This is a genomic window from Gordonia jinhuaensis (assembly GCF_014639795.1).
In the GTDB taxonomy this organism is placed as follows: Bacteria; Actinomycetota; Actinomycetes; order Mycobacteriales; family Mycobacteriaceae; genus Gordonia_B; species Gordonia_B jinhuaensis.
This window is the reverse complement of record NZ_BMGC01000031.1, coordinates 25,570-46,737: the sequence shown is the minus strand read 5'-3', so window position 1 is coordinate 46,737 and position 21,168 is coordinate 25,570. Positions and strand designations below refer to the sequence as shown.

21 protein-coding genes, 1 tRNA gene and 1 pseudogene are annotated in these 21,168 nt (G+C 66.4%); 11 read left to right on the top strand and 12 right to left on the bottom strand.

Features of this window, described 5'->3' with window-relative positions; all coding sequences use genetic code 11:
* The first annotated feature begins 124 nt into the window (after window positions 1-124).
* Complete coding sequence (locus tag IEW22_RS16090; protein WP_188587750.1) at window positions 125-964, top strand: HNH endonuclease signature motif containing protein; 840 nt, start codon at window positions 125-127, stop codon at window positions 962-964.
* Between the two features lie 35 nt (window positions 965-999).
* Here the strand turns inward: IEW22_RS16090 and IEW22_RS16085 are convergent, their stop codons facing one another.
* Entirely contained in the window at window positions 1,000-2,793 is a 1,794-nt protein-coding gene (locus IEW22_RS16085; RefSeq protein ID WP_188587748.1) for a diguanylate cyclase domain-containing protein, read from the bottom strand.
* A 113-nt stretch (window positions 2,794-2,906) separates the two neighbouring features.
* Between IEW22_RS16085 and IEW22_RS16080 the strand changes: the two genes are divergently transcribed.
* The 3 genes and pseudogenes from IEW22_RS16080 (at window position 2,907) to IEW22_RS16070 (ending at window position 6,495) form a co-directional block, all read left to right on the top strand.
* Window positions 2,907-4,709, top strand: coding sequence for an NAD-binding protein (locus IEW22_RS16080; protein WP_188587739.1), 1,803 nt, complete (start codon window positions 2,907-2,909; stop codon window positions 4,707-4,709).
* A 45-nt stretch (window positions 4,710-4,754) separates the two neighbouring features.
* Window positions 4,755-5,807 carry an alpha/beta hydrolase family protein gene (locus IEW22_RS16075; RefSeq protein WP_229742797.1) on the top strand — a complete coding sequence of 351 codons (1,053 nt, stop codon included), beginning with the start codon at window positions 4,755-4,757 and terminating at the stop codon, window positions 5,805-5,807.
* A 9-nt stretch (window positions 5,808-5,816) separates the two neighbouring features.
* A pseudogene (locus IEW22_RS16070) lies at window positions 5,817-6,495 on the top strand (hypothetical protein).
* On the opposite strand, the gene IEW22_RS16065 reads toward IEW22_RS16070, so the two are convergent.
* Window positions 6,384-8,018: an MFS transporter gene (locus IEW22_RS16065; RefSeq protein ID WP_188587737.1), complete on the bottom strand. Its 1,635-nt coding sequence runs from the start codon at window positions 8,016-8,018 to the stop codon at window positions 6,384-6,386. The pseudogene IEW22_RS16070 and the gene IEW22_RS16065 overlap by 112 nt on opposite strands.
* 75 nt (window positions 8,019-8,093) lie before the next feature.
* On the opposite strand from IEW22_RS16065, the gene IEW22_RS16060 reads away from it, so the two are divergent.
* Together IEW22_RS16060 and IEW22_RS16055 are read left to right on the top strand one after the other, a co-directional pair.
* Complete coding sequence (locus tag IEW22_RS16060; protein ID WP_188587735.1) at window positions 8,094-8,675, top strand: TetR/AcrR family transcriptional regulator; 582 nt, start codon at window positions 8,094-8,096, stop codon at window positions 8,673-8,675.
* The gene (locus IEW22_RS16055; RefSeq protein ID WP_188587733.1) at window positions 8,672-9,079 is read left to right on the top strand and encodes a YchJ family protein; all 408 of its coding nucleotides are present in this window, start codon (window positions 8,672-8,674) and stop codon (window positions 9,077-9,079) included. The genes IEW22_RS16060 and IEW22_RS16055 overlap by 4 nt, the downstream gene beginning before the upstream one ends.
* On the opposite strand, the gene IEW22_RS20220 is transcribed toward IEW22_RS16055, so the two are convergent.
* Genes IEW22_RS20220 through IEW22_RS16030 form a run of 6 tightly spaced genes read right to left on the bottom strand, consistent with a single transcriptional unit; the run spans window position 9,055 to window position 14,962 of the window.
* The gene (locus IEW22_RS20220) at window positions 9,055-10,353 is read right to left on the bottom strand and encodes an MMPL family transporter (protein WP_268235491.1); all 1,299 of its coding nucleotides are present in this window, start codon (window positions 10,351-10,353) and stop codon (window positions 9,055-9,057) included. The two genes, IEW22_RS16055 and IEW22_RS20220, sit on opposite strands and share 25 nt — an antisense overlap.
* Window positions 10,299-11,150 (bottom strand): MMPL family transporter, encoded by an 852-nt coding sequence (locus IEW22_RS20215; RefSeq protein WP_268235490.1) that lies wholly within the window; start codon window positions 11,148-11,150, stop codon window positions 10,299-10,301. The genes IEW22_RS20220 and IEW22_RS20215 overlap by 55 nt, the downstream gene beginning before the upstream one ends.
* Before the next feature lie 12 nt (window positions 11,151-11,162).
* Window positions 11,163-11,609: a GAF domain-containing protein gene (locus tag IEW22_RS16045; RefSeq protein WP_188587731.1), complete on the bottom strand. Its 447-nt coding sequence runs from the start codon at window positions 11,607-11,609 to the stop codon at window positions 11,163-11,165.
* Window positions 11,606-12,448, bottom strand: a complete 843-nt coding sequence (locus tag IEW22_RS16040; RefSeq protein ID WP_229742796.1) for an alpha/beta fold hydrolase — start codon at window positions 12,446-12,448, stop codon at window positions 11,606-11,608. The genes IEW22_RS16045 and IEW22_RS16040 overlap by 4 nt, the downstream gene beginning before the upstream one ends.
* A complete protein-coding gene (locus IEW22_RS16035; protein ID WP_188587729.1) occupies window positions 12,445-13,503 on the bottom strand; it encodes an isopenicillin N synthase family dioxygenase in 1,059 nt (352 codons plus the stop codon). Before IEW22_RS16035 ends, IEW22_RS16040 begins: the two co-directional genes overlap by 4 nt.
* Before the next feature lie 13 nt (window positions 13,504-13,516).
* Complete coding sequence (locus IEW22_RS16030) at window positions 13,517-14,962, bottom strand: uracil-xanthine permease family protein (protein WP_188587728.1); 1,446 nt, start codon at window positions 14,960-14,962, stop codon at window positions 13,517-13,519.
* A gap of 170 nt (window positions 14,963-15,132) precedes the next feature.
* On the opposite strand from IEW22_RS16030, the gene IEW22_RS16025 reads away from it, so the two are divergent.
* Window positions 15,133-15,732 (top strand): helix-turn-helix domain-containing protein, encoded by a 600-nt coding sequence (locus IEW22_RS16025; protein ID WP_229742795.1) that lies wholly within the window; start codon window positions 15,133-15,135, stop codon window positions 15,730-15,732.
* 21 nt (window positions 15,733-15,753) lie between these two features.
* Here IEW22_RS16025 and IEW22_RS16020 read toward each other — a convergent pair whose 3' ends face one another.
* Window positions 15,754-16,179 carry a pyridoxamine 5'-phosphate oxidase family protein gene (locus IEW22_RS16020; RefSeq protein ID WP_188587726.1) on the bottom strand — a complete coding sequence of 142 codons (426 nt, stop codon included), beginning with the start codon at window positions 16,177-16,179 and terminating at the stop codon, window positions 15,754-15,756.
* 92 nt (window positions 16,180-16,271) lie between these two features.
* Here IEW22_RS16020 and IEW22_RS16015 point away from each other — a divergent pair, with 92 nt between their 5' ends.
* From IEW22_RS16015 to IEW22_RS16005, 3 genes are all read left to right on the top strand, one after another.
* Window positions 16,272-17,258 carry an esterase/lipase family protein gene (locus tag IEW22_RS16015; protein WP_229742800.1) on the top strand — a complete coding sequence of 329 codons (987 nt, stop codon included), beginning with the start codon at window positions 16,272-16,274 and terminating at the stop codon, window positions 17,256-17,258.
* Between the two features lie 108 nt (window positions 17,259-17,366).
* Window positions 17,367-17,999, top strand: coding sequence for an isochorismatase family protein (locus IEW22_RS16010; RefSeq protein ID WP_188587722.1), 633 nt, complete (start codon window positions 17,367-17,369; stop codon window positions 17,997-17,999).
* Between the two features lie 162 nt (window positions 18,000-18,161).
* Window positions 18,162-19,313 (top strand): LLM class flavin-dependent oxidoreductase, encoded by a 1,152-nt coding sequence (locus IEW22_RS16005; RefSeq protein WP_188587720.1) that lies wholly within the window; start codon window positions 18,162-18,164, stop codon window positions 19,311-19,313.
* Here the strand turns inward: IEW22_RS16005 and IEW22_RS16000 are convergent, their stop codons facing one another.
* Window positions 19,314-19,973 carry an MBL fold metallo-hydrolase gene (locus tag IEW22_RS16000; RefSeq protein ID WP_188587718.1) on the bottom strand — a complete coding sequence of 220 codons (660 nt, stop codon included), beginning with the start codon at window positions 19,971-19,973 and terminating at the stop codon, window positions 19,314-19,316.
* A gap of 76 nt (window positions 19,974-20,049) precedes the next feature.
* Here IEW22_RS16000 and IEW22_RS15995 point away from each other — a divergent pair, with 76 nt between their 5' ends.
* A complete protein-coding gene (locus tag IEW22_RS15995; RefSeq protein WP_188587716.1) occupies window positions 20,050-20,508 on the top strand; it encodes a MarR family winged helix-turn-helix transcriptional regulator in 459 nt (152 codons plus the stop codon).
* A 148-nt stretch (window positions 20,509-20,656) separates the two neighbouring features.
* Here IEW22_RS15995 and IEW22_RS15990 read toward each other — a convergent pair whose 3' ends face one another.
* On the bottom strand, window positions 20,657-20,833 hold the full coding sequence (locus IEW22_RS15990; protein ID WP_188587714.1) for a hypothetical protein: 177 nt from the start codon (window positions 20,831-20,833) through the stop codon (window positions 20,657-20,659).
* A gap of 68 nt (window positions 20,834-20,901) precedes the next feature.
* Window positions 20,902-20,972 (bottom strand) — tRNA-Gly (locus tag IEW22_RS15985).
* Between the last annotated feature and the right edge of the window lie 196 nt (window positions 20,973-21,168).

Below are 21,168 nucleotides of genomic sequence, written 5' to 3'. Positions count from 1 at the left end.
CCGGCGACGTTGGTCACGCTCGAGTTTCTTGTCCACCACAGTCATCAGTGTCTCGGCTTTCAGTCAGGAGCACCGCTACCTCACACAAACCATCTGACACGCTCTGCAGGCCGCTGAAGCGCAAGTGATCATCCACGTGATCACCGAGGCTGCGACACTCGAAGAACCTGAAACAGAGCCCGAGTCGGAGGATGCGGAACCTGTTGCCGTTGAACCTGACTCGGCCGAAGGGTCTGAACCCGAGCCCAAGACTAAGCTCGCAACCGAGCCCACGACCAAGCGCGCCTATTCGCCTCGCCACTCCGGCGTGGGGTTCATGGACGGCTACGGCGTCATCTCCGGTGACTATGTGCGGGAGTTGGCGAAACGCGCCGGTGCGGTCATCCGACCGATCAACCCCAACGGTAAGCCGTTGCGTCCGCATCTGCCATCGGATCCGTATCGGCCCAGCACTGCGATGAACCTGTTCATCCGTATCCGGGACGGCTACTGCACGGTGCCCGGTTGCGACAAGCCCGCTTTCGCTGGGGACCTCGACCACGTGCATGAATACGATCACGACAATCCCGCGGCTGGTGGTCAGACCACTGCAGCAGGACTGGCCACGAAATGCCGGATGCACCACCAGATGAAAACCGATGGCGTCTTCCTCGACGACCAGTACATCGACGAGAACGGCAAAGCCCGGCAGGTCTTCTACACCCAGAACGGCACGACCATCCACGGTTACGCCGAATCCGGCGACGATCTCTTCCCCACGCTGCGGGACATCACCTTCACCGACCCGCAACCGCCGAAACATCCACCACCACAACCGAACACACCCTCACCTACCAGACGCCGACCACGCCTGGCGGACACACACGCCCGCCGACGCCAGGAGCGAGAACGTAACCGCAAAGCCCTTGGAGGAGAACATGCAGACCAAGCCCGGCTCGGCGCCGAAGGCCCACCGCCGTTCTGATGCCCGGCGCGTGTTGTTGCCGGCTAGGTGTACTGCTAGGTGCGTCGTGCCATGCCGTCGGTGTGTGCGCGTACCTCCGCGCGGATGTCATGCTCTGCCGTCTGATCGTTGCGGAGGTGATCGCCGCTGTTCGGGCGATCCCTGTCGTGATGGTCGCGATTCTTGTCGTGATGGTCCTCGACGGCACGATGGTCGTGGTCGAGCCCGTGGCGACCTTCGCCGCGTACGTTGGTGGTCTCGGCGACACCGGCGACGGTCACGTTCACCATCCCCGCATCCACCGGCTCCGGCTGGGCTTTCGTCGATTGCTTCGCCGCGAACATCGCCACGTCGGCGTCGCGCAATACTCCGTGGGCGGTGCGGGTGTCGTCGGGGAGAACCCGTGTCAACCCGATGCTGGCGTCGATACGCAGCAGTTCGCCGTCGATGGTCAGCGGGTCGGCGAGTGCATCGCGAACCGAATCGACTGCGGCGGTGAGGGTCTGGGAGTCATCGCCGTCGATCACGATCACGAACTCGTCGCTGCCCACCCGCCCGACCAGATCGTTCGGACCCACGAGTGCGGCGCGCAGCCGATCGGCGGCCACACACAGCACGTCGTCGCCGACGTGATGTCCGCGTGCCACGTTGATGCTGGAGAAGTGATCGAGGTCGATCACCAGCACCGCGGCGCCGAAACCCTCTTGCACGGCGAGGTCGATGCGCGAGAGCACACCCTCCCGGTTGGGGAGTCCGGTGAGCGGGTCGTGAGTGGCCCGGTACTCGAGCTTCGCATTGGTGGTGACCTGGGTGGTCACATCCGCGATCCGCATCGTGATCAGCGAGTCCTTGTCGCCGGGCGTCAGCGGCTTCACGTCGAGCGAGAGCCACATCGTCACGCCGTCGGGATCCACTGTCCGCACCAGGACATCGGTGACCGAGATCGACCGGTTCAACACGTCCTGGACCAGCGGGTGGTACGGCGACAGGTGGGAGCCGTCCTCCATCGTGAACGAGCCGCACGGCGGATCAGAGGGGATGAGATCGCCGGCATGCAGCGGCAGACGCAGGATGCTGCGGGCGGCGGGATTGGCCGCGGTCACCCGGCCGGTGCGGTCGAAGATGAGCAGCCCGTCGGGCATGGTCTCGATCAGTCCGAGGAAATGCTGCTCGGCCTGATGGATCTCGGTGCGGTCCGAACACACCAGTGCGAATCCCGACTCGGCCGGCGCGGCGCTCACCCGGGCGGTCAGCGGCGCACCCTCGGCGTCGCGATGCTGCTGGATGACCGGGCCGCCGAGTGCGATCGCCACGGGATCGATGCCGCTGCCCACTGCGGAGGTGACCGGTGTGCCGTGCACCTCGGCGGCACCCCGGTGGTAGATACGTTCGGCGGCGGAATTCCACCACACCACGTTCATCTCACTGTCGGTGACGATGTAGGCGTCGCTGATCTGCTCGACCAGTGTCGTCTGATATTCGAGCGTCGCGTGCATACGGCGCTGCTGGCCGACGTCGCGGAACACCACCTCATACGCCGGGCGGGCTTCCCACTCGATGAGGGAGGCGACCCACTCCACCTCGATCCCCGAACCGTCCGGGGGAGCGAGCACCGCATCGGTCGGTTCCGACCTGTCACCCACCACGCGCAGCCGCATGATCCGGTCGAGCATGGCAGGTACCGAATCGGGGTGGACGAACTTCACGATCGGCGCCCCGACGACGTCGTCGGTCGACTCGGATCCCATCCACCTGGCGAAGGCCGCGTTCGCGTAGACGATCCGACCCCCGTCATGAACGCATACCGCGTCGGGGATCAGATCGATGAGATCGCGAAAGTTCCGGTCCATACCGGCATCGACGGTAGCGCCGTCTCGCGCGCGTTGTCCACGTAGAGCCGGTGCCGAGACATAACGGTTATATCCGTCGTGCCCGGTGTCCCGACACCGCTTAGAGTCGCTTCATGGCCGTCTTGGCTGCACCGGTCATCGTGTGTGGGTTCTCCGCAATCGCGATGCGCATCGTTGATCAGCTGGTTCGGTCCGGTGTGCACGTGGAACTGGTGGTTCCCGAGATCACGGAGTCGGTGACCGCGTCGACCGCCGAGTCGGGTGTCTCACGCCACGCCGCGGGGGTGAATGTGACGGCTGCCCTGAGAGCGGCCGGGGTGGCGCGTGCACAGGCCGTGGTGTGTGTCGACGACCGCGAATTGTGGAATCTGGAAGCCGCTCTCGTGGCGGCTCGGCTTCGCCCCGACATCCGGGTGGTGCTGCAGCTCGACAACGCCACCGTCGCCGACGCGGTGCGCGCCACCGGCGCCACCACCACAGTCCTCGACATCGCCGATCTGGCCGCCCCCTCGGTCATCGAGGCCTGTCTGGGGGTCAATCGCCACACCGTCGACATCGCCGGGACCGAATTCGTGGTCGCCGACCTCCGGGTCCCGCGCGGGGGCACGTTGCGGGAGCTGTTCGGCGACATCGCCCCGGTGGCCGTCGCCCGCGGCGCCGCCGATGAACAGGTGGCCGCCGACCTCATCCGCTGCCCCGGTCGCGACCTGCGTGTGGACACCACCGACGTGGTGACCGTGGTCGGGACCCCCGCGCAGCTGTCCGACCAGCAGGTGGTGACCGACACCGTCGCCCCGCTCGCCGATATCAAGTCGACCCCCCGCGACGCGCGCCGTCATCGTGCGGTCGCGGCTGCCCGCAGATTCGTCGCCGACGCCAACCCGAACTTCTTCCGGATGCTCGGCGTGCTGGTGGTGCTGATCGCGGTGTCGACGGTGATCTTGCGACTGGGTTACCGCAAACCCGGCATGACGGTTCTCGACGCCGTCTACTTCAGCTCGGAGACCATCGCCACGGTCGGCTACGGCGACTTCAACTTCTCCCATCAGCCCGACTGGCTGCGCGTGTGGTCGATCCTGCTGATGTTCGCCGGACTCACCACCACCGCGATGATCATGGCCTTCCTGGCCGAACTACTCATCTCGCGGCGCCTGTCCGAGGGTGCGGGCAGGCTGAGGGCACAGGCGATGTCGGCACATGTGGTGGTCGTGGGTCTGGGCGCCTTCGGGATCAGGGTCGCCGAGGGCCTGCGCTCACGGGGACACGGTGTGGTGATCGTCGAACGCGCGAGCAATGACAGGCTGATCGCCACCGCCGGCCAGCTCGGGCTGCCGATCATCTTCGGCGATGCGACCGTCGCCGAGACTCTGCGCGACGCCGGAGTGGACCGCTGTGCCGCGGTGGCGGTGCTGACCAGTGACGACATGACCAACATCGAGGTCGGGATCGCCGCGCGCACCCTGCTGGGCCGACGCTGGGTGTCACGGCCGGGGGTGCGCGGCGTCCCGGTGGTGCTGCGGATCTTCGATCGCGCACTCGGCCAGGCCGTCGGCAGCCGGTTCGGGTTCAACCACGCCCGCTCCACCGCCGAACTGGCCGCGCCCTGGTTCATCGGCGCCGCGCTGGGTCTGCAGGTGATGGCCACCTTCTCGGTGAGTAGTGAATCGTTCATGGTGGGGCGGCTGCCCATCACACCCGAGAGCGGGCTGGCCGGGATGGAGATGCAGGAACTCTCGGGGTCCACCCGGGTCATCGCCATCGGCCGGGCCGACTCGGGCGACCTCGAACATCCGCCTCGCCGTGGGACGCGCTTGCATGCCGGTGACGACGCCTACCTGATCGGCCCGTGGGAGGAACTGATCGCGATTCTCGAACGCGATCACTCGCACCCGGTCGCCGACCGAACCACCGAGTAAGCGACCCGCACTGGCCGCTCGACCCTCGGTATCATCGTCTGCATCGTGACACGACCTCCCTACCTGCGGTTTCGCTTCCTCGCCTTCGTTGTCGGCGGCCTGGTGGTCGCCGTGGTCGCCGCGATCGGAATACGGATCCTGTTCAGTGACCCGAATCACGGGAGTGCGGGGGGATCGTCTCGGGCCGCCGGTGGGCAGGACGCGGATCAAGCCACTCCGGCCATGCGGCCCGGTGGTATCACCGTGTCGCGATTCCAGTACCCGACCCTGCACGGGCACGACTCCGCCCAGAACTGGGCCGACCTGTACCTGCCCGCCGGCGTGGCCGACGGGCATCGTGCACCGGGGTCGGTGCCGCTGGTGGTGCTCATCCACGGGGGATCGTGGCAGTCACACATCTCGGCGTCGAGTTTCGATCGCTTCGCCCAGCGCCTGGCCGGGCGAGACATGGCCGTCTACAACGTCGAGTACCGACGCCTCGGTTCCGGCGGCGGCTGGCCGGTGACGTTCAGCGACGTCGCCGGCGCGATGGACTTCGTGCCCGACATCGCCCATCGATATCCCCAGCTCGACGTGGAGAACTCAGTGGTTGTCGGTCACTCGGCGGGCGCGCAGCTGGCCACCTGGGCGTCGACCCGTCGCAGCAGTGAACCGGGAATCGACGAGGGCACTCCGCGTTTTCGGCCGAATGAACTGATCTCGCTGGCCGGTCCGCTCGACATGCGTGAGGCGGTGGCGCTGGGTGACTACCGGGTGATCCGGGTACTCGGTGGCACGCCCGAGCAGGTGGGTGAACGCTACCGGCTCGTGGATCCGATCGAGAATCTCGACCCGCAGCTGCCGGTGGTCGCGGTCGCCGGCACCGCCGACACGATCGTGCCGCCGGTCCTGTCGGAACGCTATGTCGCAGCGGTGCATGCCGCCGGTGGCAACGCCCGACTGGTGCTCATCCCGGGTGCCACGCACACGTCGATCGTCTCGCCCACCTCCAAGGCCTTCATCACGGTGATCGAGCTGATCAGCCGTGCTGCGCATGACGCCCACAACGATCAGACCGGTGTCACTCGGACCCAGAAGGAGTCGCAGCCGCGGCCGTAGCATTGTCCTGTGCACCAGTTCTTCGAGTTCGCAGGCAACTTCTGGTGGGTGATCTTCCCCGTCGGAGGCATCGCCGGCGGCTGGACGCGCCGACTCGCGCACTACAACGAGAAGCGTCGCCGCGACAAGGTCGAACTCGAGCGGGTGCGCCGATGCGCGCATCGAGCAGTTGCGGCTCACACGCGCCACCGCCAGCCAGATTGCCAAGGCCACCGCGACTCATGACGCGGTCAACCGCCGATGGTTCGAGTACGAGACCGACCTGGCAACGATCATCGAACGTCCGCTCATGACCGATATGCGTGAACCGCTCACGCGCGCCTTCCACGAGGCGAGGATCGCCGCCGACGACCTCCGGCCCGACGATCCCGACGAACTGCTCGACATCGACCGCTTCACCGAATACCGCGACGCGGTGCGCGCCTACTCGGTTGCGTTCAGTGCAGCCGAGACAGAAGCCCGGCGACGCAAACAGTCGGCTTTCGATCCACTCGAACGCCAGCGCCTCGAACGCGCCCGCAAGTTGGTGATGATCGCTGTCGACGAGGCAGCGACACCCGCCGAGCGGCGCAACGCCTACCGTCGGGCGCGCGACGAACTCGACGGACTGATCGCGGTTCCCGACGTGGCCTGTGCGGCACTCGAACGTTCTGTTGCCGGCGAACTGGAGGCGGGCAGCGAATCCTGATCGTCGTTGCCTGCGATCGCGATGTCGCGGGTGCGGTTGTGCGCCAACAACACCCAGGCCAGTGGTGTGGCCACTGCCATCACACCGGCGGCGACCCACGACGCGTTGTGCAAACCGTCGACGAAGGATGTCTGGACCACGTCGAGGATCTGCTGGCGCCACGGCGTCGGGGCGGCCTTGGCCACCTCGACACCGGCCATCACCGATTCGGTGGTCGCCTCCCGGGCCGCCGCGGGGAGTGGGATGTCGGTGAGTCCGTGGGTCACCGACGCGGTGTAGGCCGAGGTGAGCACCGATCCCAGGACGGCGACACCGAGGGTTCCGCCGAGTTCCCGGGTGGTGTCGTTGACCGCTGAACCGGCGCCGGTCTGCTCGGGGCGCAGCGAGGCCATCACGAGGTCGGCGCACGGGCCGGAGATGAAGGCCAGCCCGGCGGCCATCAGTGACATCGCGAGCACGATGATCCCCCAGTAGGCCGTGTCGCGGTCGGCTACCTCCACCAGCAGGAAACCGGCCGCCATCAGCGCAGACCCGACCGCGGCGACCCGGCCGGCGCCGAGACGCCGCGAGCCCACCATGGCCACCGGTGACAGCACGGCCATCACCACCGCGAACGGCAGCGTACGCAGCCCCGCTTCCAACGTGCCGTACCCCTTCACGGCCTGGAAGTACTGCGTGATGAGGAAGATGAAGCCCATCAGCGAGAAGAACGCCAGCGAGATGAGTGCGGCCGCCATCGCGAAGCGGCGGTTGCCGAACAGGCGCACATCGAAGATCGGTGACCTGCTGCGGCTCTCGTAGATCGCGAACGCGGCGAGGATCAGCACGGCGAGCACGAGGCCGCCGAGTGTGCGCCAATTCGTCCAACCGTGATGGGGCCCCTCGATCACCGAGTAGGTGAGCAGGCCGACCCCGGCGATCGAGGTGAGCAGGCCGATCGGATCGAATGGTCCGGCGTGGCGGTGCCGGTCGGCGGGGACCACGAGGGCCACCGCGATCACTGCCGCCACCGCCATCGGCACGTTCACCCAGAACACCGACGCCCACGAGTAGTGCTCGAGCAACCATCCGCCCAGCACCGGGCCGATCGCGACCGCGACGCCCGAGGTCGCCGCCCAGATACCGACTGCGGCCGCACGCGTTCTCGGTTCGTTGAAGATCGAGATGACCAGCGCGAGCGTGCCCGGGAACACCAATGCGGCGAAGACGCCGAGGGCACCGCGGGAGGCGATCAGTGCGCCCACGGTGGTCGACGATGCGGCGACGGCCGACACGCCACCGAAGCCGACGATGCCGATGAGCAGCATCCCCTTGCGCCCGTACCGGTCGCCGAGATGACCGCCTGCCAGTAGCAGTCCGGCGAAGACGAGGGTGTAGGCGTCGACCACCCATTGCAGTCCGGAGATGCCGGCGTCGAGATCGCGACTGATGGTCGGCAGCGCGACATTCACGATCGTGTTGTCGATCATCACCATCAATTCGGCGAAGCAGAGGGCCACCAGGGCCGACCAGCGACGTGTCATGGGATTCTCCCGATAGAACGATGTGCCAGAGTTGTAGAACGACGTTCTTTTCTAGAAGAACAGCGTTCCAGTAGGTTGTCAAGGGTGAAGACGAAGAGAACGCCCGCTGCGCAGGTGCGCCGCGCGCTGTTCGATGCCGCGCGCGTGGTTCTCGCGCGTGACGGGGTGAAGGGGCTGACGGTGCGCGCGGTCGCCGCGCAGGCCGGTGTCGCACCGATGGGCGTCTACAACCACTTCGACGGCAAGGACGGGTTGCTCGAATCGGTGGTGGCCGACGGATTCGAACGGCTCCGCGACGAGATCCGCGGCGTCGACACCGCCGACCCTCGGGTGCGGCTGCGCGAGGCCGGCCGGCGCTACCGAGCCTTCGCGCTCGACAATCCGACGCTTTACCGGTTGATGTTCTCCGGATCGTGTGACGTGGACATGGTCGGCGCCGAGGCGCTGGTCGCGCTGACCGATCTGATCCGCTTCGGACAGGCCACTGGCGTGATCCGCGATGAGGACCCGCTGTCGCTGACGATGCAGGTCTGGTCGTGCGTACACGGTGCGGTGAGCCTCGAACTCGACAGCACAGCCCCTGATCACGAGCTTCTCGACAACGAGGCGAACTATGAGGCACTTCTCGGGTTGATCGAACGCGGGGTTCGCCCATGAGTGCCGCAGCACGGCAACCCGATGCCGCACAACGTTGTCCGTGCCTGTCGGGTCTGACATTCGGCGAGTGCTGTGGTCCGGTTCTCGCCGGCGAACAGCGTGCTCCCACGGCTGAGGCGCTGATGCGTTCGCGCTTCACGGCTTTCGCGATCGGCGATGCCGATCATCTTCTGGCGAGCTGGCATCCGGCCACCCGCCCGCGAAGCCTCGACCTCGACGACGGCCTCGTCTGGTACCGCCTCGACATCGAATCGACCAGCGGCGGTTCGCCGTTCGACACCGAGGGAGAAGTCGAGTTCACCGCCCACCACCGGGGCAATGGCGGTCGCGGTGAGCTCCACGAGCGCAGCAGATTCGAGCGCGTCGAGGGCAGGTGGTTCTATCTCGACGGCGTCGTGGACTGACTGTCGTGGTGTGAGGAGTTCTTGCTCTTCGGCCACCACGTGGGCACCCACCAGTTGACGTCACCCAGTGCGGCGACCAGCGCCGGCGCCAGCACGCCGCGGACGAGGGTGGCGTCGAGGATGATGCCCAATGCCAGCCCTGTGGCGAGGATCTTCACGTCGGTGGCCGGCACCTGCGACAGCGAGATGAACGCCAGGAACAGGATCAGTGCGGCCGAGGTGACCAGCCGCCCGGTGCGCGCCACGCCGGTCACGGTCGCATCGTCGGTGGATGCCCCTTCGTCATGCGCCTCGCGGATACGACTGAGCAGGAACACCTCGTAGTCCATCGACAGGCCGAACAGGAATGCGAACACCGCGATCGGGATCCACACCGTGATCGCGCCCGAGGCCTGCTGGTTGAACAAGAGCTCGGTGCCGTGGCCGTCCTGCCAGATCCACACCATCACCCCGTAGGCCGCGGCGATCGAGAAGATGTTCAGCAGCAACGCCTTGAGCGGCAGCACGATCGAGCGCAACGCGATCGCCAACAGGATGAAGGTGACCACGATGATGAGCAGCACCACCCACCACACGTTGCCGTACACGGCATCGATGAAATCGGAGTTCTGTGCCGCCAGCCCACCGACGTCGGCGCCCAGACCCTCGGCCACCGAGCGGATGTGCGCGGCGGCGTCGGATCCACTGCCGGTGGACACGTCGTCGTGGGTCCAGGCGTCGACCACGTGATTCGTCCCGCTGACCCAGGTGTCGGGTGCGGTGAGACCGGCCACCTGATCGTCGCCGCGCAGTGCGGCGACGACCTCGCCGGGCCGGTCGGTGACGATCTCGACCGGCTTGGTCAGCCCGTCTCCCAGGCCCGCTGATTCCACCCGTTCGATCGCCGCACCTGCCGGTCCGCCGGTGGAGGCCAACGACGAGTTGGTGGGATCGGCCAGACGCATGGAGAACGCCGGAATCGCCAGCACCACCAGGATCGCCAGCGCGACCACCGCCGACGACCAGCGGTGTGCCACCACGAAGCCGCCGATGCGCCGCCACAGTCGGCTCTCCGCCGAACCCGAACGGCGATGGGGCCATTCGAGTTTGTGCCCGACCGTCAGCAGCAGCGCCGGCAGCAGAGTCAACGCAACCACCACGCTGACCAGCGGGATCAACAGCCCGGTGAAACCGATGCTGCGCAGGAACGGGACCGGCAGCGCGATCAGCGCGGCCAGGCTCACCGCGACGGTGACCCCGGAGACAGCACCGAATGGCCTGCGGTACGCAGTGATTCGCGCACCGCCTCGGCGTTGTCGGCACCGTTGTGGCGCGCCTCGCGCCAGCGGGTGACGATGAGCAGGGAGTAGTCGATCGCGACACCGAGGCCGATCAATGCCAGCAGATACTGGACGATGAACGACACCTCGGTGACGGCGGTGAGCCCCCACAGGATCAGGAATGTGGTGAGGATCGCCGCAGCCGCACCCAGCAGCGGGGTGATCGCCAGGAATGACCCGAAGACCAGGGCCAGCACGATCAGCGCACCCACGCCGCCGAAGATCGTCTCCGCCAGCACATTCACACCGCCGCCGCCACCACCGGACTTCAGCGCGTCGACGCCGGTGACTGTCACCTTCGTCGAGTCACTCGATCCGTCGGCAGCGACCTTCGTCAACGCGGGCATCGCCTGCGCATACGGATCGGGTCCGCCGATTGCGCGTGGATACACCAGAACCACCCCGGTGTGACGATCTTTCGACAGCAACGCGGGTTCGGTGGCGAACGATGAGATGCGCGCACCGGGCGTCGCCGCCCCGGCGGCCTCGGCGAGTTGTGTCCCCGTCTGCGGGTTCAACTCGGAGTCGTCGGATTGCGCGACGAGCAGAACCGGTGCGTTGTCACCGCCGGACCCGAACTCCGACACGATCCGCGCGTTGGTCTCATAGCCGGACTGACCGGGCAGGCTGAAGTCGTAGCTGAGCGCAGCGGTGGCCTTGGATGCGCCGAACGCCCCGCACACCGCGAGCACGATCCACGCCAGGATTACCCAGCGACGATGGTTGATGACGAACGTCGCGATGCGGTCCATGCTGCCATCGTGTCAGAGAATGGTGTCGATCAGCACTGCGGCCAATGCCTCGATCAATTCCTGATCGTCGGCGGTGAAGCGGTCGGGGACCGGGCTGTCGATGTCGAAGACGCCGATCAGCTCGTCCGCGGCGACCAATGGCACCACGATCTCCGAGCGGGAGTCGGCGTCGCAGGCGATGTGGTCGGCGACGGCGTGGACGTCGGCGACCCGCTGCGTCGTGCGGGTGCGCGCGGCCGCACCGCAGACCCCGCGATCGAGGCCGATGCGTACGCATGCCGGCTTGCCCTGGAACGGTCCGACCACGAGCTCGGATCCGTCGTAGAGGTAGAAGCCAACCCAATTGACCTGCGGCAGAGACTGATACACCAGAGCCGACAAATTGGCGGTGTTGGCGATCAGATCGTGTTCACCGGTCAGTAACCCGCGGGCGGCGTCGACCAGTTCGTCGTGAGTCATGCCTCCAGTGTCGCACCGGCGCTCGCGGGCTCGGCCTGTGTATACGTCAGCGACACGTGGTTGAGCACCCACTCGATCACGATGCTCGCGAGGTCGTCGGCGCGCGACAACTGCGGTGCGTGGTCGGATTCGAGGGTCACCACACGTGCCCCGGGCCACAGCTGCTGCATCGTCCGCTGGGCGGCCAGCGGGACCGACCGGTCCTCGGTGGCCTCCACGTACAGTCGCGGCAGCGATCCGGCGCCGGCCTCGGTCCATTCCGGTGCGATAAGACGTGCCGATTCCTGTTGGGAGACCATGCGACGCGATGCGGGGATCGCGAGATCGGGTGCGGCATTGTGGAAGAACACCGACGCCGCGGCTTCCGGCGAGACCTCGGTGCCCAGCCCATCGGCGGTTGGCGCGGTGAACGCCGAGATACCCACGGGTGCAACCAGTTCAGCGGTGTCGCAGAGCACCCCGAAATTCATCCCGGACGGCATCATCATGCCGGCGACGAAACCCAGACCTCGGATTCGCGGGTCAGGCTCATGGCAGAGCCGTTCGGCCACGCTCGTGGCCACCACACCACCGCCGCTGTGACCGATCACCACCAGTGGTCCGTTGACGTGGGTGATCTCCTCGAGCACGTGATCGACCATGTCCGACAACGTGATACGCGATGACGCACCGCGATCACCACCGCCGGGCAGGTCGGGGCGCACCACGGTGAGTCCGGCGGCCTCGAGAGCGGGGGTCAGCAGATCCCACACCCATGACCCGGCCCACGCGCCGTGCAGGAGAACGACAGTCGGTGTCGGGATGCTCTCGACGGGGATGTCCTGTACTGCTTCGCTCACCGGGTGGCAGCTTCGCGCAGACGGGCGGCCTCTCGGACGGCGGCGGCGTTGAGCTTGCCTCCGCGCGACCCGGCGAGTTTCGCGGCGATGTGATCGGTGACCAGGATCGGCTCGTAGGCCATCCCGTTGTCGTATTCCAGATGGCTGGGGAGCGTGGAGATGACCGCATCGGCGTTGCCGTCGCGGAAGAACGCGGCCGAGCGGCGGCGCTCGATGGTGCCGTTGACCACCGGTGGTTTGACCCGGTGCAGCGTCGACATCCAGCGGTCGTTGGTGAGTCGTGCGGTGAGGTCGCCCAGATTGATCAGCAGCGCACCGTCGGCGGGGGAGACGTCATTCCACGCACCGTCGCGGCCGAGCACCTGCAGTCCGCGCACCTGGTCGGCCCACAGCACGGTCACGATGCCGAAGTCGGTGTGCTCGCCCATGCCGGTCAGATCCCCGTCGAGAGTGACCTCGGTGCCCGGGGGCAGTGCGTAGTTGTTCATCCGCAGTACGTCGATGGAGTGGTCGGTGATGCGGTCGAAGAAGTCACTCTCCAGACCCAGCGCGTCGGCAAAGATGCTGGTCAGGGTGTAGGCGACGCGCGAGGCCTCGGCGAAGTAGGTCTGCACCCGGTCGCGGTAGCCCTCGATCTGCGGCCACACGTTGACGCCGTAGTCGCCTTCGTCGAGATCGAGGTCGGTGAACGAGCGTGCCTCGACGCCGACGTTGTAGGCCTCGAAGAAGTCGTTCATCCGCGACGCCGCCTCGACACCGGCGCTCAGTGACAGCGACTCGGTCTTCGGTGCGGTGTATCCGCGGTTGGCGCCCTCGACCTTGTAGCCCTTCTTCGACTCCAGATCGAGACCGAAGAAGTCATCCATCGCCGAGGCCAAACCGTCGGTCACCGAGTCATCGATGCCGTGCCCGGTGACCTGGATGAAACCGACCGTCGAGCAGGCGTCGTCCATCGCTTTCGCGACCTTCTCGCGCTCGGCCGGCGTGCCATCCTGCACGTAGGCGGAGATGTCGACCACCGGCACGGAGAAGGCTGTGGGCTTGTCGTTGTTCATCGTTGTCTCGCTTTCAGACCAGTTCTCGGGTGGTGACGGTGTCGATGTCGCGGGTGGTTTCGGTGATGTGGTTAGGCGTGTCGCGGTCGGCTGTCACGTCGCGGTCGGGATGCCCTTCGATTCTCCGCTTCAACGGTGTGTGATGGAAAATCAGGTTCAACACGAAGGCCACGACCGCGGTGAGCGTGATGCCGCTGCCGAAGATGATCTGCAGCGAATCGGGCAGCCGCTCGAACATGTCGGGGACGAATTCGGGCAGCAGGCCGGCGCCCACCGCCACTGCGGCGATGGTCAGGTTGACCGGATTACCCAGGTCGACCTGTGCGAGCGACCGGATACCGATTAGTGCGACCGTCGCGAACAGCACCAGGCCGACGCCGCCGACCACGGGGCCGGGCAGTGCGGCGATCACCGCACCCATCTTCGGGAACAGGGCGAGCACGATGAGGATGAGGCCGCTGGTCGCGGTGACGTACCGGCTGTGCACGCGACTGGTCGCCACCGCGCCCACGTTCTGACCGAAGACCGTGTCGGGGAAGCCGCCGAAGATGCCGCCCAGCACGCCCGACAGGCCGTCGCCGATCAGACCGCGAGTCAGATCGCGCGGGCCCAGGGGCTTACCGGTGATCTCCGAGATGGCCAGCATGGACGCGGTCGACTCGGCGAAGACCACCACCATCACGATGCTCATGGAGATGATCGCGGCGATCGGGAACTGCGGCGCACCGAAGTGGAACGGGGTGGGGAAGCCGACCCAGCCTGCGTTCGAGACGTCGTCGAGATGGAACATGCCCATCGCCGCGGCGATGGCGGTCCCCACCACCAGCGCGACCAGCACCGCCAGGCGCGACCAGATGCCCTTGCCGAGGACCAGCAGCGTCACCGCGATGACCACCACGACCAGCGCCAGGATGAGGCGGTGCGGGGCGGCATAGTCCGACGCCTTGGGATCAGAGCCCACGATCAGTCCGCCGGCGACGCCGATCAGCGAGAGTCCGACCACGGTCAGCACGGCGCCGGTGACCAGGGTGGGGAAGAAGCGGATGATCTTGGAGAAGGGGATCGCGAGCGCGATACCCACGAGCCCGCCGATCAGCATCGATCCCCAGACCGCCTGCAGGCCGTATTTCTCGGCGATCAGCACCATCGGGGTGAGACCGGTGAAGGTGGCGCCGCAGACGATCGGCAACCGCACGCCGGCGATGCGGCCGAGGCCGAATCCCTGGATCGCGGTGATGATGCCGGCGACCAGCAGATCGGCGCTGATCAGCAGCGCGATGTCCGACGAGCCCAGGCCCGCTGCCGCGCCGAACACCAGCGGCACGGTGATGCACCCGGTGTACATGATGAGCACGTGCTGGATCGAGAAGATCGCCAGCCGTCCCCAGGACGGTCGGGTGTCGACGTCGTGACCGCGTGCGGTGGTCGCCGATGTCTCGACGGTGTGTTGTTGCGCCATCAGTAGTGGATGTCCCCTCGGTCTCGACGTGCCGGGGGCAGACCCCTCCGGCTTCGGACTCCAGCTATTGAACGGGGTGAATATTTCTTCAGTTGTATCGATATGTTTCGCCTACGTAACGGCTGCGTTCGACTCGCGCACATGCCGAGACGCAGGCTTACGGTGTGCTCGTGCGAGACGTGGCAGTGCAGGTGACCGGACATGACGAGATCGATCGCGGGACGGAGGCGACCGATCTCGCCGTGTCGCTCGGGCTGGCAATACGTACCGCGCGCAAGGCATCTCGGCTCACGCTGAGCGAGCTGGCTCGTCGGACAGGGTTGTCGCAGTCATTCCTGTCGCAGGCCGAGAACGGCCACACTGTGCCCAGCGTGCTGAATCTGCACGCCATTGCGCGGGCACTCGGGACCACTGCGCATGAGCTGCTCAGTCACACCGAGGATGAGGTGACGCTCTCCCGCGTCGACGCCGGAGTGGTGTTCGAGGCGTCACCGGGGGCCACCATGCGCCGCTGCGCACGCCGGGGCGGGGCGATGGCGGCCAACGAGATCACCGCCGGTCCCGGGGTGGCCGCCGAATCGGCGACCGAACATCCGGGTGAGGAGTTCGTGTACGTGCTCGAGGGATCACTCGACGTCGAGGTCGGCGCGGCGACCTATCGACTCGGAGCCGGAGATGTCGTCTACTACAGCGCGACGGTGCGCCATCGCTGGTTCAACAGCGCCGACGTGCCGTGCCGATTCCTCATCACCAGCACGCCGCCGTTCTGAGGTCCGGATCGCGGCGCGGTCTCAGATCGAGCCGAGGTCGGCCGACACCCACTGCGCGGGGGTGATCGTGACCCGGGACTGGTCGCCGTGGTCGGAGGCGGCGAACTGCAGGTACGCTTCCACCTTGTCGGCGGGCAGGTAGCGCGCGGCCATCTCGCGCAGATCCTCCGGGCTCGATTCCCTTGTCTCGGAGACATTTCCGGACACCGCAACGTAGCGGATCGTGGGATAGGTGCTCTCGGCCATCATCGTGCACCGACCCGCCTCGCGCAGCAGCGTCATCTTGCGAGAGTCCGTCCCGGTGAGAAACCACAGATCCCCGCCGGGGGTGTACTGGTACCAGATCGGGACCGTCAGAGGTGCGCGATCGGGTCCCGCCTCGATGGACAGTGCGCCGATGTGCGGTTCGGCGAGGAATTCTTCACGTTGTGCGCGGTCGAGTGCCATGAGAACAACGGTACGGCGATCCGGCGCATCCTGGGCCGTCGCGGGAGATCATTCCTCGGGCCGGACCCCTGGATGAACTCAGCGTGAGCGAGATGCTGTCGGTCGGACTGGGAGATTTCTACGGTTTGTCGGTGATCTCGTTTTCTCCCAGCAGTGTTCGCCGTGTCGTCGGTGTTCGTGGGGCTGTCCTCACGCTGATCGTGTCGGTGGCATGTGCGGTGATGTCCGCGCCGTCGGCCGATGCGGCCCCGGCGCCTCGGCTCCTCTCGGCCGACCTCGCGTCCTACGGCCTGCCTTCGTACGCACTCGATGGTGTGCCGGCGGTGAGCGATCATGTCGACCGCCGACACCCGGCGGCGCATCGGTACCCGGTGATCCTCGTGCACGGCACGTGGTCGTCGGCCGGTCGGCTCGTGGTCCTCGCCGACCGCCTCGCCGCAGCGGGGTATGCGACGTTCGCGTTCAACTACGGTCGTGACGAGTCGTCGGTGTCGGGTCGTGTCCCGGGGGTCTACGCAACCGGTCCGATCGCCGAATCGGCAAGGCAGCTAGCAGCATTCGTGCGATTGGTGCGCGACCGCACGGGTGCCGAGCAGGTCGATCTGGTCGGCCATTCGCAGGGCGGACTGGTGATCCGCCGCTATCTCGCCGACACCGGCGGGGCGGCCGTGCACCACGTGGTGACACTCGCCGGAAACAACCACGGGACAACACTTTCCGGTATCAGCAGGCTTGCCGGAGAACAGGGGGTGGTGGCTGCGCAGACGGCGGGTCTGCGCAACGACGCGCGTGCGGTGCTCGGCGCGGCCGCACTCGATCAACTGGTCGGCTCGACCTTTCTCGCCGAGACGAATGCGCACGCCGACACCGTTCCCGGCGTCGGCTACACGGTGATCGCGACGCGCTTCGACGAGGTGGTCACGCCTTACACCTCGACCTTCCTGCGAGCGGGTCCCGGCGCGACGGTCGACAACATCGACCTGCAGTCCCGGTTTCCGGCCGACATCAGCGAGCACACCGCGCTGCCCAGAGATCCGAATGTGGACCGGCTGGTCATCGAGGCGCTCGCCCACGGGTAACGGGAGAGCTCGGGCAGGTCGCGGAGCGGTGCGGGGTGGGGCAGAGGTGTGAGATCGTTGTGGTCGTCCGCGGCCCGACCTGGGCCGGCGTCAACGACAGGAACTCTCGTGAGCACACAGCACCGCGCACTCGTCGTCATCGACGTGCAGAACGAGTACTTCGACGGCCCCTTGCAGATCGGGTACCCGCCGCGAGAGACGTCGCTGGCCAATGTCGGTCGTGCCTTCGACGCGGCCGTCGCGGCGGGCATCCCCGTCGTGGTGGTCGCCCACGTCGACGACGCCGACTCCCCGGTGTTCGCGCAGGGATCGGTCGGTGCGGGATTGCATCCCGAGATCGAGGGCAGGCTGTCCGACGATGTGCTGGTGGTTCAGAAGGGGTATTCGTCGATCTTCCCCGAGACCGGGCTGGCCGAGTGGTTCACCGAACAGGGGATCGACACGATCACCCTGGTCGGGCACATGGCGAACAACTGCGACCTCGCGACTGCCGTCGAGGCCGAGGCGCTCGGCTTCACCACCGAGATACTCAGCGATGCAACGGGTTCGATCAACATCGCCAATGCCGCGGGCAAGGTGTCTGCCGAGGTGCTGCACAACACGCTGATGGCGTTGCTGCACTCCAATTTCGCCGCGGTGACCGACACCGATCGGTGGATCGAGGCACTGGCCGCCGACGAGGCGCTGGAGCGGAGCAATCTCGTGGAGTCGGCCGTGGAGGGTGCGCAGGCCTTCGAGTAGGCGCGAGTTGTGATCGACGAGATTTCAACTCGCGGGCAGCGCTCTGAGCAGCGGTATCTCGGCGGTGGCGGTGCGTTCGGGTCACCAGCGGCGCGGATTGCGCAGCGGTGGGCGTGTATGCGTTGACTGTCGGATTCGACGTGACGAAGCGAGGGGGCGCGGGTGAGTGCGCTGAGATTTCATTGGTTTCTGCCCACCAACGGTGGGGACAGCCGGAACATCGTCGGCGGTGGACACGGTGTTGCTGCTGAACCCGCGAGCCGACTCGCTTCGGTGCCCTATCTCGGTCAGATCGCCCGCAGCGCAGAGCAACTGGGGTTCGAGGCTGCCCTGACGCCCACTGGCGCCTGGTGTGAGGATGCTTGGATCACCACGGCGATGATCAACAGTCTGTCGGAGCGGTTGAAGTTCCTGGTCGCTTTCCGGCCGGGGCTGACCGCGCCCTACCTCGCCGCGCAGATGGCCGGATCGTTCCAGAACCTCTCGGGCGGGCGTCTGGCGCTCAATGTGGTGACCGGCGGGGAGGATGCCGAACAGCAGATGTTCGGCGACTTCCTCGACAAGAAGGAGCGGTACGCGCGTGCCGGCGAGTTCCTCGAGATCGTGCGCAGGCTGTGGACGGGCGAGACGGTGAACTTCGACGGCACCTATCTGTCGGTGCGTGACGCGGTACTGCAGAAGATCCCGAATCCGTTGCCGCAGATCTACTTCGGTGGATCCTCGCCCGAGGGCATCGCGGTGGCCGCCGAGTATGCCGACGTCTACCTCACCTGGGGTGAACCGCCGGCCGCGGTCGCGGAGAAGATCGCCCGGGTGCGCGATGCCGCTGCGAGGGCCGGTCGTGAGCTGACCTTCGGCATCCGACTGCACACCATCGCCCGCGACACCTCCGCAGCCGCGTGGGCGGAGGCCGACCGGTTGCTGGAAGGTATTGCGCCCGAGGACATCGCGCGCATCCAGGCGGGTCTGCGCAAGTCGGCGTCGGAGGGCCAGCAACGCATGCTCGCACTGAACAACGGCAGTAAGGACGGGTTGGAGATCTACCCGAACCTCTGGGCCGGGGTCGGGCTGGTGCGCGGCGGTGCGGGTACCGCCATGGTCGGGTCGTACACCGAGATCGCCGATCTCATCGAGGCTTATCACGAGGTGGGCATCGAGGAATTCGTCTTGTCGGGCTATCCGCATCTGGAGGAGGCGTACTGGTTCGGTGAGGGCGTGCTGCCCGAGCTGACCCGTCGCGGCCTGTGGGAGCATCCGGTGACAGGTGCGGCGGCGGTGGTCCGCGGTGACTCCGCTCGGGTCGCCGCCTCCTGATCAACCCTGCAGGGTTGTGCTCTCACCGACCTCCAGGACCGCCAACGGCGTTGCAGTCAAGGATTCCTCGCCGAGGAACCTCGCCGTGGACGTCTTACCCATATCGCTGAGCATGATGTCGTGGATGGCGATCGCCCTGCGCGGCTTGATATCTCGAACGTAGTCGATCGCAGCCTCGGTGGAGATCCAGGGTCCACTCACTGGGAGGAGCAGCACGTCGACGGCGTGTTCTGGTCGCAGATAGGCGTCGCCGGGGTGGAACACGGTGTCGTCGACGAGGTAGCCGATGTTGTCGACGAGCGGGATCTCCGGGTGAATCGTCGCATGGTCGCCGGTGGTCGCGACGATGGAGAAGCCCGCGGCATCGATGGTCTGACCCGCAGTGATGGCGTGGACCTGGTCGGGATGTGCGGGCAGGGCAGTGGCGATGGCCGGCGGTCCGTACACCTGGAGTTCGTCTCTGGCATCGAGAGCGGCGCGCAGGGCGTCGGCGTCGAAGTGGTCGGGATGCTCATGGGTGATGAGCACCGCATCTGCCGCTTTGAGCAGATCAGCGGTGTTGGGCGTGTAGGTCCCTGGGTCGATAAGCAGTGTGCGGGTATGCCCGTCGACCTGCTTGGTCAGGGCGACGGTGGCGTGGGTGTATTTGGTGAGGTCCATCAGGTCTCCTCGGTTGAGTGGCATCAGTTCTACAGTTTCACTGTATAAATATACAGTTCGACTGTACACTTCGGTTGTGAGCAGCGGCCGTGCGGATCGACCCGACGTCGACGTCGCCGAGGAATTACGCAGGAGCGTCGGCGAATTCGTGCGTGCAGTGCGCTCGGTGACCGACACCCTTCCGGGTGGCTATGCGGAGGTGCTGGGAACGCTGGCTCGTGACGGTCCGCAGAACATCTCGTCGCTGGCGCAGTTCCGTGGTGTGCGGCATCAGACGATGCGGGTCACTGTCGCCGAGATGGAGTCGCAGGGACTGATCACTCGCACCCCCGATCCCGACGATGCCCGTAGCGTCCTCCTCGACCTGACAGCGCACGGGCATGCGGTTCTCAATCAGGATCGGGCCGCACGTCGACGCGCGGTTGCCGCAGCAGCCACGGCATCACTCACCGCCGATCAGCAGGCGATGCTCGGCCGGATTCCGGTGATCCTGGAGACTCTGGCGGCCGAGCTACGGGAGAGGTCGACTCGGTGAGTCGAGGCAGGCGCTGCGACAGTGAGACCGTGTAGGAGCGGTAGCGGCGGGGGTTTGAGTGTCACGGGGGTCGCGAGCTCGCGATGTCTATTGGAGTGATCGGCGATGCCCGCTGAGGTCAGAGTCGAGTGTGCGGTTCGTCCGGCGATTAACGTCGATCATCGGGCTGCGGTCCGGTGGAGGTGCCGTCGGTCTCGCCATCTCGGAGCCAGATGTGGTGGCCGTGTTCGTCGATGATCCGGTTCTTTGCGGCCGTCTTCGGATGGGTTTTCTCCCACACCCACACGACTGCACCGGCAGCCGCAAGCACGAGGCGTTTCTTCATGGGTCTATGAGTACCCGACGGAGCTGTCGACCGTCTCGGACAACCGGAGTGAACTGCGACAATGCTTGAGCCGATGACGGGAATCGAACCCGCGTATTCAGCTTGGGAAGCTGATGTTCTGCCATTGAACTACATCGGCGTGACCGTTTGGTGAACCTCGCGATCGGGCACAAAGTTATCACAGCGCGCGGCCGTCGCGATCGGGGACTGGCAGTGGGAGGGCGTGTGTACACAGATGACACGTGTGCGGACCTTCGACCCCTCAGGAGAGGTTCTCGATCGGCACACGTGTCATTGGTGTACTGATGCCCGACTGCGCGGCTGAAACACTCCGT

Bases quoted from the DNA above. Each gene is read 5' to 3' on its own strand.
- IEW22_RS16080 (WP_188587739.1), top strand. From the start codon at position 2,907: ATGGCCGTCTTGGCTGCACCGGTCATCGTGTGTGGGTTCTCCGCAATC.
- IEW22_RS16000 (WP_188587718.1), bottom strand. From the start codon at position 19,973: ATGGACCTCACCAAATACACCCACGCCACCGTCGCCCTGACCAAGCAG.
- IEW22_RS16055 (WP_188587733.1), top strand. From the start codon at position 8,672: ATGAGTGCCGCAGCACGGCAACCCGATGCCGCACAACGTTGTCCGTGC.
- IEW22_RS16035 (WP_188587729.1), bottom strand. From the start codon at position 13,503: ATGAACAACGACAAGCCCACAGCCTTCTCCGTGCCGGTGGTCGACATC.
- IEW22_RS16020 (WP_188587726.1), bottom strand. From the start codon at position 16,179: ATGGCACTCGACCGCGCACAACGTGAAGAATTCCTCGCCGAACCGCAC.
- IEW22_RS15990 (WP_188587714.1), bottom strand. From the start codon at position 20,833: ATGAAGAAACGCCTCGTGCTTGCGGCTGCCGGTGCAGTCGTGTGGGTG.
- IEW22_RS16045 (WP_188587731.1), bottom strand. From the start codon at position 11,609: ATGACTCACGACGAACTGGTCGACGCCGCCCGCGGGTTACTGACCGGT.
- IEW22_RS16015 (WP_229742800.1), top strand. From the start codon at position 16,272: ATGCTGTCGGTCGGACTGGGAGATTTCTACGGTTTGTCGGTGATCTCG.
- IEW22_RS16065 (WP_188587737.1), bottom strand. From the start codon at position 8,018: ATGACACGTCGCTGGTCGGCCCTGGTGGCCCTCTGCTTCGCCGAATTG.
- IEW22_RS16030 (WP_188587728.1), bottom strand. From the start codon at position 14,962: ATGGCGCAACAACACACCGTCGAGACATCGGCGACCACCGCACGCGGT.
- IEW22_RS16085 (WP_188587748.1), bottom strand. From the start codon at position 2,793: ATGGACCGGAACTTTCGCGATCTCATCGATCTGATCCCCGACGCGGTA.
- IEW22_RS20215 (WP_268235490.1), bottom strand. From the start codon at position 11,150: ATGGACCGCATCGCGACGTTCGTCATCAACCATCGTCGCTGGGTAATC.